At 70.9% G+C, this 12,743-nt stretch carries 14 protein-coding genes; 8 read left to right on the top strand and 6 right to left on the bottom strand.

Annotated features, from left to right (window positions below; all coding sequences use genetic code 11):
• Positions 1-69 precede the first annotated feature (69 nt).
• Positions 70-879, top strand: a complete 810-nt coding sequence (locus tag MTDSW087_RS05515; protein ID WP_144761232.1) for an SDR family NAD(P)-dependent oxidoreductase — start codon at positions 70-72, stop codon at positions 877-879.
• Positions 880-942: 63 nt separating this feature from the next.
• Here MTDSW087_RS05515 and MTDSW087_RS05510 read toward each other — a convergent pair whose 3' ends face one another.
• A complete protein-coding gene (locus MTDSW087_RS05510) occupies positions 943-1,296 on the bottom strand; it encodes an SWIB/MDM2 domain-containing protein (protein WP_144761229.1) in 354 nt (117 codons plus the stop codon).
• 226 nt (positions 1,297-1,522) lie between these two features.
• Here MTDSW087_RS05510 and MTDSW087_RS31190 point away from each other — a divergent pair, with 226 nt between their 5' ends.
• Entirely contained in the window at positions 1,523-1,645 is a 123-nt protein-coding gene (locus MTDSW087_RS31190; protein WP_280525253.1) for a hypothetical protein, read from the top strand.
• A 107-nt stretch (positions 1,646-1,752) separates the two neighbouring features.
• Entirely contained in the window at positions 1,753-2,187 is a 435-nt protein-coding gene (locus tag MTDSW087_RS05505) for a PRC-barrel domain-containing protein (RefSeq protein ID WP_144761227.1), read from the top strand.
• Positions 2,188-2,189: 2 nt separating this feature from the next.
• On the opposite strand, the gene MTDSW087_RS05500 is transcribed toward MTDSW087_RS05505, so the two are convergent.
• Positions 2,190-2,786, bottom strand: coding sequence for an MSMEG_1061 family FMN-dependent PPOX-type flavoprotein (locus tag MTDSW087_RS05500; RefSeq protein WP_144761430.1), 597 nt, complete (start codon positions 2,784-2,786; stop codon positions 2,190-2,192).
• A gap of 193 nt (positions 2,787-2,979) precedes the next feature.
• Positions 2,980-3,462 carry a hypothetical protein gene (locus MTDSW087_RS05495; protein ID WP_144761222.1) on the bottom strand — a complete coding sequence of 161 codons (483 nt, stop codon included), beginning with the start codon at positions 3,460-3,462 and terminating at the stop codon, positions 2,980-2,982.
• A gap of 117 nt (positions 3,463-3,579) precedes the next feature.
• Between MTDSW087_RS05495 and MTDSW087_RS05490 the strand changes: the two genes are divergently transcribed.
• From MTDSW087_RS05490 to MTDSW087_RS05480, 3 genes are all read left to right on the top strand, one after another.
• A complete protein-coding gene (locus MTDSW087_RS05490; protein WP_144761219.1) occupies positions 3,580-4,290 on the top strand; it encodes a Sir2 family NAD-dependent protein deacetylase in 711 nt (236 codons plus the stop codon).
• Between the two features lie 336 nt (positions 4,291-4,626).
• Entirely contained in the window at positions 4,627-4,848 is a 222-nt protein-coding gene (locus tag MTDSW087_RS05485; protein WP_144761216.1) for a hypothetical protein, read from the top strand.
• Positions 4,849-5,070: 222 nt separating this feature from the next.
• Positions 5,071-5,871 (top strand): DUF1194 domain-containing protein, encoded by an 801-nt coding sequence (locus tag MTDSW087_RS05480; RefSeq protein ID WP_144761213.1) that lies wholly within the window; start codon positions 5,071-5,073, stop codon positions 5,869-5,871.
• A 201-nt stretch (positions 5,872-6,072) separates the two neighbouring features.
• Here MTDSW087_RS05480 and MTDSW087_RS05475 read toward each other — a convergent pair whose 3' ends face one another.
• From MTDSW087_RS05475 to MTDSW087_RS05465, 3 genes are all read right to left on the bottom strand, one after another.
• The gene (locus tag MTDSW087_RS05475) at positions 6,073-6,834 is read right to left on the bottom strand and encodes an anti-sigma factor family protein (protein WP_144761210.1); all 762 of its coding nucleotides are present in this window, start codon (positions 6,832-6,834) and stop codon (positions 6,073-6,075) included.
• 49 nt (positions 6,835-6,883) lie between these two features.
• Positions 6,884-7,513, bottom strand: coding sequence for a sigma-70 family RNA polymerase sigma factor (locus MTDSW087_RS05470; RefSeq protein WP_210248269.1), 630 nt, complete (start codon positions 7,511-7,513; stop codon positions 6,884-6,886).
• Between the two features lie 144 nt (positions 7,514-7,657).
• Positions 7,658-8,788 (bottom strand): patatin-like phospholipase family protein, encoded by a 1,131-nt coding sequence (locus MTDSW087_RS05465; protein WP_144761204.1) that lies wholly within the window; start codon positions 8,786-8,788, stop codon positions 7,658-7,660.
• A gap of 442 nt (positions 8,789-9,230) precedes the next feature.
• Between MTDSW087_RS05465 and ispG the strand changes: the two genes are divergently transcribed.
• On the top strand, positions 9,231-10,544 hold the full coding sequence (gene ispG / locus MTDSW087_RS05460) for a flavodoxin-dependent (E)-4-hydroxy-3-methylbut-2-enyl-diphosphate synthase (protein ID WP_144761201.1): 1,314 nt from the start codon (positions 9,231-9,233) through the stop codon (positions 10,542-10,544).
• A gap of 229 nt (positions 10,545-10,773) precedes the next feature.
• On the top strand, positions 10,774-12,738 hold the full coding sequence (locus MTDSW087_RS05455) for a potassium transporter Kup (RefSeq protein WP_144761198.1): 1,965 nt from the start codon (positions 10,774-10,776) through the stop codon (positions 12,736-12,738).
• The last annotated feature ends 5 nt before the right edge of the window (positions 12,739-12,743 follow it).

Here is a 12,743-nt window from a genome sequence, read left to right as displayed (position 1 = left end):
CGGCGCATGCCACCGGCCACGCTCCGGCGCGTTGTCCCGGATCCCGACCCTGCACGGATTCGCGAGCCCATGGACCTGAACCTCAGCGGCCGGCGCGCCCTCGTCACCGGCTCCACCGGCGGCATCGGCTACGGCATCGCCCGCGCGCTCACCGAACTCGGCGCCGATGTCGGCGTGAACGGGCGTACCGCCGAGCGGGTCGAATCCGCCCTGGCGCGGCTCCGCAGCGAGATCGCCGGGCGGACGGGCGCGGGCAGCCCCTTCGCGGCGGTGGGCGACGTGGCCACGGCGGCGGGCGTCGGCGCCCTGGTCTCGGCCGTGCCGGTGGTGGACATCCTGATCAACAATACCGGGATCTTCGAGCCGAAGCCGTTCTTCGAGATCCCGGACGCCGACTGGCAGCGCTTCTTCGAGGTGAACGTGATGAGCGGCGTGCGCCTGTCGCGGGCCTACGCGCCGGGCATGACGGAGCGGGGCTGGGGCCGGGTGATCTTCATCGCCAGCGAATCCGCCCTGAACATCCCCAACGAGATGGTCCATTACGGCATGACCAAGACCGCGCAGCTCGCGGTCTCGCGCGGCCTCGCCCAGACGGTGGCCGGCACGGGCGTGACCGTGAACAGCGTGCTGCCCGGCCCGACCCTGTCCGAGGGCGTGTCCGACTTCCTGAAGCAGATGGCGGGGGTCGAGGGCGATGCCGACCTCGACACGCTCGGGCGGCAGTTCATCGCCGAGCACAGGCCGACCTCGCTGATCGGTCGCCTCGCGACCGTCGAGGAAGTGGCCAGCATGGAGGCCTATCTGTGCAGCCCGGCGGCGAGCGCGACGAGCGGCGCGGCTCTGCGCGTCGACGGGGGCGTCCTCACGAGCATCGCCTGACGACGCGCGGAACGGACCCGAACGTCCGTCCCGACGCGGTCTGGCCGATGCTGCCGGAGGGGATCAGGCCTTGAGGTGCGCGGCGAGATGCTTGTTCATCTCGAACATGCTGCACTTGTCCTTGCCGAAGACCTTCTTCAGCTTGTCGTCGGCGACGATCTCGCGCTTGTTCTCGGGGTTCTGGAGGTTGTGCTTCTTGATGTAGTCCCACACCTTGCTCACCACCTCGCCGCGCGGCAGCGGGCTGGTGCCGACGATGGCGCCGAGCTCGGCCGAGGGCTTGAGCGGTTGCTGCAGGGCGTTCGGCTTGGTGGCGCCAGCAGCCTTGGTCGCCTTCGGGGCGGCGGCCGTGGTGGCCGCGGGTGCCTTGGCCTTCGCCGCCTTGGGCGCGGCCTTGTCCGTCGTCTTCGTCGCCATGGAATTCCTCCGGTTCTCGCTGCGGCGCGCGAACGAGCCTACGTCGCAGCGAAGGCAGCATAGCAGCATCAACTAAGCGGTGAGGCACCCGTTCCAAGGGGAATTTCGTCGGATCCCCGTTCTCATCCACAGGGCAGGCGCCTTCGGGCGCCTCTCGGAGCACAACCTGTGGACCGCTTGGCCGTGGAAACCATCCCTTAAGGCGTGCGGGCGGAGCCTCGCGCGCATGCTCGTGTCCGCGCTCGCCCTCGCTCTCCTCCTGGCCGCAGGCCTCGTCCTGGGCCTCGGAATCGGCGTCAGCGCCGAGGCCGCCCCTGCCGCTTCCGGCCAGGGCTCCGGCCTCGTCTGACGGCCATCCGGGCCGCGGCACGGAACCGCCCGCCCCGCCCGCGCGCTAACCCCCGTTATCGGCGCCCCTCGGCCGAGGCCGCGGCGCGCATCTTCGCGGGAGCCCCCATGCCGACCGACCTGCCCACCGAGCGCAGCATCCGCAAGTCCGGATCGATGGAGCTCGATCCCACGGGCGAGGGCGTGGCCATCGACGAGACCCCGCGCCTGATCGCCTCCAACAAGGTCGAGGGCACCGACGTCTACGACCGCAGCGGCCGGCATCTCGGCTCGGTGCACAATTTCATGGTCGACAAGGTCTCGGGCCAGGTCGCCTACGCGGTGCTGGCCTTCGGCGGATTCCTCGGGCTCGGCGAGAACCACCACCCCCTGCCCTGGCGGGCGCTGACCTACAGCACCGAGCTCGGCGGCTACGTGGTCGACATCGATCCGGGCGTGCTCGAGGGCGCGCCGAGCCACGGCCCCGAGGAGGACGCCTTCGCCGATCCCCGCTACGGCGGCCGCGTGGACGATTATTACGGCCGCCTCACGCCGACCGCCTGAGTTCAGTAGAGCCGGTCGCGGTAGCCCTCGGCGACGGAGCGCTCCGTCTCCTCGCGGTCGAGGCCGATCTGGTCGGACAGGATGCGCCCGAGGCTCGGGAAGTCCGGCCGCGGGCCCGCGCCCTGGGCCCAGAGGTCCGAGCGGATCAGCGCCTTGCCGCAGTGGAAATAGACCTCCTCCACGGCGATCCGCAGGGCCGCGCAGGGCAGCTTGCCGTGGGCGGAGAGCGGGGCCAGATCTGCCGCGTCGGTGACGAGGGCGGCGCGCCCGTTGACGCGTAGCGTCTCCTGCAGGCCCGGCACGAAGAACAGCAGCCCGAGGCGGGGATTCTCCGAGAGGTTCATCATCGTGTCGACCCGGCGGTTGCCGGGCCGGTCCGGGATCAGCAGCGTGCCCGCATCCGGCACCGCCACGAAGCCCGGCGCGTCGCCGCGGGGGGTGGCGTCGCAGCGCCCCTCCCCGTCCGCCGAGGCGATCACCAGGAAGGGCGAGCGCGCGATGAAGGCCTGGGCATGGGCGTCGAGCCGGTCGCGCTCCTTGGCCTGCGAGCGCATGGTGGGCTCGCCGTAGAGGGTGCGGATCGCCTCCCGGCTCGGCATCTCGCTCACGGCGTGCTCTCCTTCGCTGGGTCCGGGCGTCGAGAGGGATCATCCCTCTCGCGGGTGCGGGCAGAGCCCGGGAAAGACACCAGGGCTCTGCCCCGGCACCCCGCCAAAGGGATGATCCCTTTGGGATCCCGTTCTCTGGACCGGCCGGTCACGGATAGCAGGGGAGCGGCGCAATGTCCCTCGCTCAGCGCGCCGGGCGCGGCTCTCCGTGGCGCCCCGCCGCCAGCCAGTAGACGAGGCCGGCCGCGGCACCGGCGAGGAAGAGCAGCGCGGTGAGCCGCGCCTCCGCGGCGGGCGCCTGCCCGACACGGGCGGCGCCGCGGCCGAGCCAGGGCAGCAGCGCGGTGAGCAGCCCGCAGCCGCCGCCGTACCAGGCGAGGCTGCGCAGGCCGAGCGTCCCGCCGATCAGCGCCGTGAGCACGGGCGGCACCACGAGCAGCCAGAACAGCGCCCGGGCGAGGCCCGCGACGAGCAGCGCGAGCCCCTCCGGCGGCAGCCCGGCCGAGAGGTCCGACAGGGCGAGGTCGAGCCCGGCCTGCGCCCCGGCGCTGATCCAGGCGCCCGCCACCGGATCGAGGAACACCGCGAGGCCGAGCACGAACCCACCCGCCGGGATCGCCAGGAGCAGGGCGAGCGCCGCGACGAAGAGGCGACCGAGGAAGCGCATCTGCTCTTATCCTGTGGATCCCGCACTCCGTGGCATTCGTGCCACGCCTGCCGGGCCGCGTCCGGAAGCGGGCGGCGCGACCCTCGCCAGCCCTCGGCGACGCTATAGATCCGGCCCATGGCAAGCCAGCCACGCCAGATCTTCATCCTCACCGGAGCCGGCATCTCCGCCGAGAGCGGGCTCGGGACCTTTCGCGATCGCGGCGGCCTGTGGGCGCGCTTCGATCCCATGAAACTCGCCACGCCCGAAGCCTTCGCCGAGGACCCCGACACGGTGCTGGACTTCTACAACCACCGCCGCCGCGGCGTGCGCAAAGCCGCGCCGAACGCCGCCCATGCGGCCCTCGCCCGCGCCGAGGCGGCTCTCGCGGCCCGCGGCGGGCGCCTGTTCCTCTGCACCCAGAACGTCGACGACCTGCACGAGCGGGCGGGCTCGGCGGCCGTCGTGCACATGCACGGCGAGCTGCTCAAGGCGCGCTGCACCGCCTGCGGCACGGTCTCCGAGCGGCGGGCGGACATCCTGCCCGACGATCCCTGCCCGCATTGCGGGGCGGCGGCCCTGCGGCCGGACGTGGTCTGGTTCGGCGAGATGCCGAAGCATCTCGACCGGATCGACGCCGCCCTCGCCGAATCCGACCTCTTCGTCGCCATCGGCACCTCGGGCGCGGTCTACCCGGCGGCCGGCTATGTGCGCGAGGCCCGGGCGCTCGGAATCCGGACCTGCGAACTGAACCTCGAACCCTCGGACAATGCGGGAGCCTTCGACGAGGCCCGCTACGGCCCGGCGAGCACGATCGTGCCGGGCTATCTCACTGAGCTCGGGCTCTAATCTCCGATCAATCAGCCAGAACAGGAGATCCGCCGCGTCGACACGCGCGGCGCAATCGGTCGTGCCGGTATACCGGAACATCACTCCCATGATCCAAGGACGGGCGGCGCGGATCTATTGGGAGTATATTGCTACGCACTTTATTTATATTGGCATTTCCTGCCAGGTACGTGCCTCTTGCTTGTGCACGATACGCTTTTTCAGCCCGAATCAGCCAGCATCCCACTGTCAAGACATGGTGCGATTATGTCTATCCGGTTACAAAGGTTGAGCTTGGGCGAGTCGTCGCGGTCGCGCCCAGGCGTTCGTTGAAGCCACAGGGGGAAGAGACAACCCATGCAGAACTTCACCGTAACAGCCCGCGAGCGCGATACCCTCCTGGCCGCCCTTCGCTACTACCAGTTCTACCGGATGCAGGGGCACCCCTTCGACCCGCGCCAGGACCATCTCATCGACGCCATCGCCAGCCATACCGGCGAAGCGCTGGACCTCACCGAGATCGACGATCTCTGCGCCGGCCTGAACGGCAACGAGCACGCGCTCTCCGTGAGCGCCTGACACCGGACCGGCCCTCACGGCATCACGGACGAGACCGCGCCGCGCCGTCCCGGCAAGGTCCGTCCCGGGGCGAGCTTTCTGCCCGCCCCTCGCCTCCGCGGCCCCGCCGCGATCCCCCGACGGCCCCGGTCGAAAGACCGGATTTCCCTCTCCCCTCACATGCTCTAACCCGCTGAGGATCGTCCGGGCGTGCAGACCCGGCGGAGGGGGAGCGTCGACAGCATGACAGACGGCATCGGCCGGCGCGGGCGCCGTGCGGGCATGGGCGCCGCCCTCGCCCTGGCGCTCGCCGCGGGACAGCCGGCGCATGCCGCCGAGGAGAGCGCGGCGATGGCCCTCGTCGTCGCCGTGGACGTCTCGCAATCGGTCGACGACGCCCGCTTCCGCCTGCAGATGGAGGGCATCGCCGAGGCCCTGGAGGATCCGGGCGTCGTGGGGGCGATCGCCGGCAATCCCGGCGGCATCCTGTTCGCGATGGTGACCTGGGCCGACCAGGCCCGGCTGACCCTCGGCTGGCGGCGCGTGCGCAGCCGGGCCGATGCGGCGGCGACCGCGGCGCAGGTCCGCGCCCTGCCGCGCCAGGGCGGCGAGTTCACCTGCATCGGGCAGATGATGCGCAGCGTCACCGCGAGCGTGCTGCCGGCCCTGCCGGTGCCGGTCGACCGGATGGTGGTCGACGTGTCGGGCGACGGCATCGACAACTGCACCGAGGCCTCCGCCCTCGACGCCGAGCGCGAGGCGCTGCTCGCGGCCGGCGCCACCATCAACGGCCTGCCGATCCTGGTGCCGGGCGAGAACGACGTGGTGGGGGCCGGCGCCTTCCGCGCCCCGGGCTACGGCCTGAAGCCGGTCGGGCCCGGCCAGGGCCAGGAGACCAGCCTCGACCGCTGGTACCGCGCCCACGTCATCGGCGGGCCCGGCGCCTTCCTGCTCGCGGCGCGGGGCTACGGCGACTTCGCCCGCGCCCTGCGGCAGAAATTCGTGATCGAGATCAGCGCCCTGGAGCCGCAGCGCGGGCGGTAGACGCGATCGTATCCTGCCGATCGATTGGGTCGGTGTCTTGGACCGCGCGCCTGTCCCCTCCCCCTTGCGGGGAGGGGTTCGGGGTGGGGGTGGTTCAGGATGGGGCGCCGAGCGTCGTCCGGCACCACCCCCACCTCCGGCTCCTCCCCGCAAGGGGGAGGAGAGGCCCGCTCATGGCGGGCGGATCAAGTGGAGATCAGATCACAAAGTCGAGGCGGCGAGCCTGCCGGCGGCGCGGCGCAGGGTCTCCTCGTCGCGGCTGCCGCTGAGGGCGTAGGCGCAATGCGCGCCGTTCCAGGTCACGGTCGTGCCGTCGCCCGCACCCGCGATCTCGTTGGCCGGGCCGTTGCCGCGCCGGTGCGTCGCGAAGAGCGAGACCTCGCCGAGATCGGCCGCCTGCGCGGTGATCTCGATGCCGGTGCCGTGGCGCGAGGGGAAGACCTGCACGTCGCTCACGGTCCAGGTGTCGGGCAGGACCGGCAGCCGGATGCCGGTGGCCGTCTCGATCGCGGCGCGGTCGTAGGTGATGCCGCCGCGCTGGGAGGCGATGCCGGCCCGCAGCAGCGCCACCTGGCGCGCCTGCTGGGCGTCCTCGATCAGCGTGGGGTCGACGGTCGCCGCGTAGGTGCCGGGGATGCCGAAGCGGCCGACCTCGTCATGGGCGAGCCAGCCGGCGCCGACCAGCACCGCGATCGCCGCGGCCCGCTTCAGCCGGGCGCCGACGCTGCGCCAGCGCAGCGACCGGTCGAGCCGGCGGGCGGCCATGCGGTTGCGCTCCGGGCCGGGACCGGGGGAGCGCGCGAAGGCCTCGCGCAGGGCGTCGCGGTCGTGCATCTCCGCCATCACGCGGGCGGCGGTGTCGGGGTGCTGCGCCAGATGCGCCTCGACCTCGAGGCGGCGCATCACGTCGAGCTGGCCGTCGACGAAGGCGGTGAGGTCGCTGTCTGTGACCGGGTCGATCATCGCGCGAAGTCCTGTCGTCCGAATAGTCCGTTGGCCGGCCGGTGACGTCCTACCACCCGCGCAGCGCCCGCCGCGAGAATGGATCGGGCGTCGCGTCCCGCTGGTCCACCCCGTCGCGGGTGACGAGACGCAGCGGAGTGCGGGCGGACGCCTCGCGTTCCGCGCCCTTCTCGTCCTTGTCGGCCGTCCGCGACCCGTCCTCGAAGGCCCGCAGGGCGGCACGGCCGCGGCCGAGGCGCGACATCAGCGTTCCGATGGGGATGCCGAGCACCGCGGCGGCGTCGGCATAGGCCATCCCCTCGATGGTGACGAGATGCAGTGCGGCGCGCTGCTCCTCGGGCAGGGTGAGGAAGGCCTGCCGGATCTGGGCGAGGCGCACTTGGCCCTCCTGGGCCGGAGGCGCGAACTCCTCGTTCATCTGCACCAGCACGTCGGCGTGGCGGGCCTCCACCTGCTTGCGGCGCTGGTCGTCGATGAAGACGTTGTGCAGCACCGTCATCATCCAGGTGCGCAGGTTGGTGTTGGGCCGCAGCGAGCCCTGCGATTCGAGGGCGCGCACCAGCGTGTCGTGCACGAGATCGTCCGCCCGCAAGGTGTCGCGGGTGAGCGAGCGTGCGTAGCGCCGCAGCGGCACCAGCAGGTCGACGATGTCGAGTCGGCTCATCTTGTCGGGGCCCATGCCCTACCCTTGAGTCTGATCTCCTATAGCCGTGAACGGCGGTCCACCGCCCGGTAATCCCGAGCCCGGCGGCCGATCCGGGCCCGAGGTGCGGCAGCGCACGGCCGCCAGGGCCCGGATCGGCCGCAGCACCCGGGGTCCGGCCTATTGGTAGGCCGATTCGAGGTCGAGGCTGCAATCGCGGCCGATCGCGTCGTAATGCTCGCCGAGCCAGGCCTCGGCCGCCCGGCGGCCCTTGTCGCGCAGGCGCTGGAACACCCGCCAGCGGGCGTCGAGCTTCGAGGCGGCGTTGTAATCCTCGAGCGCGTCGGTGCCGTCGATGCGGTGGACGAGCACGCGCCGGTACTGGCCCTGGCCGAGCACGCCCTCCTCGATCAGCCCGTCGAGGAAATCGATGGCGCGCAATTCCCGCATCAGGTTGGCGTTGAAGGTGATCTCGTTGAGCCGGTCCTGGATCTCGCGCTCGGTGCGAGGCGTCTCGCGCCGCTCCACGGGGTTGATCTGTACGAGCACGATGTCGCGGGTCTCCGCCCCGCGGTGGAGGGGGTAGAGCGGCGGATTGCCGAGATAGCCGCCGTCCCAGTAGGGCACGCCGTCGATCTCCACCGCCTGGAACACGGTCGGCAGGCAGGCCGAGGCCATCAGGTGGTCCACGGTCAGGCGCTCGCGCTCGAACACCGCGAGCTTTCCCGTCCAGACATTGGTGGCCGAGACGTAGATGCCGGCGGTGTCGGCCGCGCGCAGGCGCTCGAAGTCGATCTGCGCGGCCAGCGCCTTGCGCAGCGGGTTGATGTTGAGCGGGTTCGAGACGTAGGGGCTCGGCGTCAGGGCCTTCAGCCAGAACTCGGCGACGGGGTTGCCCTTCCACAGGCCGAGGACCGTGTTGAACAGGCTGCGCGAGGCGGGCCCGAGGTCGCTGTCGAGGCTGACCTCGCGCCAGAACCGCTCCAGCCCCTCGCGGGCGCCGTCCGGACCGCCCTTCAGCCAGCCGTCGAGCATGACCACGCCGTTCATGGCGCCCGCGCTCGCCCCGGTCAGGGCCTCGAAGCCGAGGCGCCCGTCCTCGATCAGGTAGTCGAGGACGCCCCAGGTGAAGGCGCCGTGCGCCCCTCCGCCCTGGAGGGCCAGTGCGACGTTCTTCTCGGCCCGCGGGCCGGCCAGGACGTGGCGCGGCGGATGGGTCGCGGGGTTGTCGCCGACGGGGGGTGCCAGCGCCGTGCTCGGCACCGCGGTGGCGGGATTCTCCGGCTCGGCGCCGTGGGGATGCTCGCTCATCATGTCCTCGAACTGGGATTGCTGCACCGCGGTCGCAACTGTTGCATCGCAGCAATGCGCGTGCCGTGAGGCGGCGCACGCCGCCGCCGCGCATCCGCGCACCTGCGATGCGCGCGCCCCGAGAACGACGGAGACGGCCGCGGGATCCCGCCCTGGCGCCGATGATCCGCTGCGATGCGGTGCGAACTCGACAGGCGCGCCCGGATGGGACTATGAGACGCGCGAGAATCGTCAGTACGCCCCGTACCCTAGACCCGTCTGTGCCCGTGCCCGGCTTGACGTTGCGGCCCGTCAACCGCAGCTAAACGTCTCCGTGCGTACACACGTACGGTTTTATGAGGGTACGATTCGTACCAAAGATCGTAGCGAAGACAGACGCGACGGCCGCGGGCGGCAAGTTCAGAAGCCCGAACGCGCCCGAGGCCTCGAGCGAAGGTCCCCGATGGAAGCCATGGAAGCCGATAGCCGCCCCGCGAACCCGCTCGCCGGCACAGGCCCCGAGATCGCAGGTCCCGCCCCCCGTCACCGCACCGCGGGCGTGAAGGTCGGCACCGGCGAGGGCGCGATCACCGTCGGCGGCGGCGCGCCGATCGTCGTCCAGTCGATGACGAACACCGACACCGCCGACATCGACGCCACGGTGGCGCAGGTCTCGCAGCTCGCCCGCGCCGGCTCGGAGCTCGTCCGCATCACCGTCGACCGCGACGAGGCGGCCGCCGCCGTGCCGAAGATCCGCGAGCGCCTCGACCGGATCGGCGTGCACGTGCCGCTGGTGGGCGACTTCCACTACATCGGCCACAAGCTCCTCTCCGACCACCCGGCCTGCGCCGAGGCGCTGGCCAAGTACCGGATCAACCCGGGCAATGTGGGCTTCAAGGAGAAGAAGGACACCCAGTTCTCCACCATCATCGAGCAGGCGATCCGCTACGGGAAGACCGTGCGCATCGGCGCCAACTGGGGCTCCCTCGACGGCGAGCTGCTCACCCACCTGATGGACGAGAACGCCAAGTCGGCCCGCCCGATCGACGCGCGCGCGGTCATGCGCGAGGCGATGGTGCAGTCGGCCCTCTCCTCCGCGCAGCGCGCCGAGGACCTCGGCCTGCCGAAGGACCGCATCATCCTGTCGGCCAAGGTCTCGGCGGTGCAGGACCTGATCGCCGTCTACCGCGAGGTGGCGCGCCGCTCGGACTACGCGATCCATCTCGGCCTCACCGAGGCGGGCATGGGCTCGAAGGGCATCGTGGCGGCCTCGGCCGCGATCGGCGTGCTCCTGCAGGAGGGCATCGGCGATACGATCCGCTACTCGCTGACCCCCGAGCCCGGCGGCGACCGCACGGTGGAGGTGAAGGTCGCGCAGGAACTCCTGCAGACCATGGGCTTCCGCACCTTCGTGCCGCTGGTGGCGGCCTGCCCCGGCTGCGGGCGCACCACCTCGACCACGTTCCAGGAACTCGCCCGCGACATCCAGAACTGGATCGTCACCTCCATGCCGGAATGGAAGAAGACCTATCCGGGCGTCGAGGGGCTCAACGTCGCGGTGATGGGCTGCATCGTGAACGGGCCGGGCGAATCGAAGCACGCCGATATCGGCATCTCCCTGCCCGGCACCGGCGAGAGCCCGAGCGCGCCCGTCTTCATCGACGGCAAGAAGGCGATGACGCTGCGCGGCGCCAACCTCGCCAAGGACTTCGAGACCATCGTCGTCGACTATATCGAGCGCCGCTTCGGCCAGGGCGCCCGCAACGCGGCCGAGTAGGCCGCCCTCCCGGCCCGACCCGCCTGTTGACCGCGGTCTCGTCCGCGGCCGGGGGTGGGCGGGCGCTGTTTTCCACTGCCCCCAGGCGTGTTAGCTAGCGGGTCGCGGTTTCCCGCGCGGCCGGGGCCGCGCGCGCACCGGCAAGCTTTTCGCGTAACCGTCGCATCCTTCGCGCATTCCCATCGTGCCGAACGACGCGCCGGGCAGGCCTGAGCCTCGATCAGATCCGATGAGCGAATCCGCAAGCCAAAGCGCCGTACCCGGCACCGCCGCCGCGCAAGCCGCTACCGGCCCGTCCGAGGCGCTGACGACGCCCGCCGGCGCCCTCGACGGCGAGAGCCATCCCCATGCCGGCTTCTGGAGCCTCGTGGTCGGCTCGGTCGGCGTCGTCTACGGCGATATCGGCACCAGCCCGCTCTACGCCTTCCGCGAGGCGCTCGCCCCGGCCCGGGCGGACAACATCCTGCTCGTCGAGGAGGTGCTGGGCACCGCCTCGCTGATCCTCTGGGCGCTGTTCCTGATCGTCACCGTCAAGTACGTCGCCATCCTGCTGCGCATGGACAACAACGGCGAGGGCGGCATCCTCTCGCTGATGGCGCTGGCCCGCAAGGCGCTCGGCGGCTCGCGCATCGTGCTGACGCTGGGGCTGCTCGGCGCCGCCCTGTTCTACGGCGACGCGATCATCACCCCGGCCATCTCGGTGCTCTCGGCGGTGGAGGGCCTGAAGCTCGTCACCCCCGCCTTCGAGAACTCGGTGCTGCCGATCACGGTGAGCATCATCGTCGCCTTGTTCCTGGTGCAGAGCCGGGGCACCAGCCGGGTCGCGGCCTTCTTCGGACCGGTGATGGTGGTGTGGTTCCTGGCGCTCGCCGCGGCGGCGCTGCCGCACGTCGTGGCCAATCCGGGCGTCTTCGCCGCGCTGAACCCCTGGTACGCGGTGCATTACCTGCTCGGCCACGGCACCGGCGCGCTGGTGGCCCTCGGGGCGGTGTTCCTGGCCGTGACGGGCGCCGAGGCGCTCTTCGCCGATCTCGGCCATTTCGGGCGGAAACCCATCCAGATCGCCTGGATCGGGCTCGTCTTCCCGGCCCTCGCCCTGAACTATCTCGGCCAGACCGCCCTGGTCCTGGAGAAGCCCGACACCTCGGATCCGTTCTACCAGCTCGTGCCCGAATGGGGCCTGCTGCCGATGGTGATCCTGGCGACGCTGGCCACGGTGACGGCGAGCCAGGCGGTGATCACCGGCGCCTTCTCGCTCTCGCGCCAGGCGATCCAGCTCGGCCTGCTGCCGCGGCTCGAGATCCGCCACACCTCGGAATCGCATTCCGGGCAGATCTACCTGCCGCAGATCAACACCCTGCTCCTGCTCGGCGTGGTGGCTCTGGCGGTCCTGTTCCGCACCTCCTCGGCGCTGGCCTCCGCCTACGGCATCGCCGTCACGGGGACGATGCTGCTCACCGCGAGCATGACCTATCTCGTGATGTGGAAGATGTGGCGCTGGTCGCCGTTGGCCTCGGCCGCGGTGATGCTGCCCTTCATCGTGATCGAGTTCCTGTTCCTGCTCTCGAACCTGCTCAAGGTCTTCGAGGGCGGCTACGTGCCGCTCATCCTGGCGGGCGGCCTGATCATCCTGATGTGGACCTGGGTGCGCGGCGTCACGATCCTGTTCAACAAGACCCGCAAGACCGACGTGCCGATCCTGGAGCTCGTCGGCATGCTGGAGAAGAGCCCGCCGCACCACGTGCGCGGCACCGCCGTGTTCCTGACGAGCGACCCCGAGATCGCCCCGGCCGCGCTGCTGCACAACCTGAAGCACAACAAGGTGCTGCACGAGAAGAACGTCATCCTGACGGTGGAGACGGTCGACACGCCGCGCTCGAACGAGGCCGACAAGATCCGCATCGAGCCGATCGGGCCGCATTTCTACAAGGTCGTGATGAAGTTCGGCTTCATGGAGACGCCGAACATCCCCAAGACCCTGACGCTCCTGCGCCGCCAGGGCTTCAAGTTCGACATCATGGCGACGTCGTTCTTCCTGTCGCGGCGCTCGATCCGGCCCGCCGCCCATTCCGGCATGCCGCTCTGGCAGGACCGGATCTTCATCACGCTGGCCAAGAACGCCAACGACGCCACGGACTTCTTCCAGATCCCCACCGGCCGCGTGGTGGAGGTGGGGACGCAGGTCACGGTCTGAGGCCC

It is taken from the genome of Methylobacterium dankookense (assembly GCF_902141855.1).
Lineage (GTDB): Bacteria > Pseudomonadota > Alphaproteobacteria > Rhizobiales > Beijerinckiaceae > Methylobacterium > Methylobacterium dankookense.
Note: the sequence above shows the minus strand (reverse complement) of the source record. Positions and strands in the feature narration are given on the sequence as shown.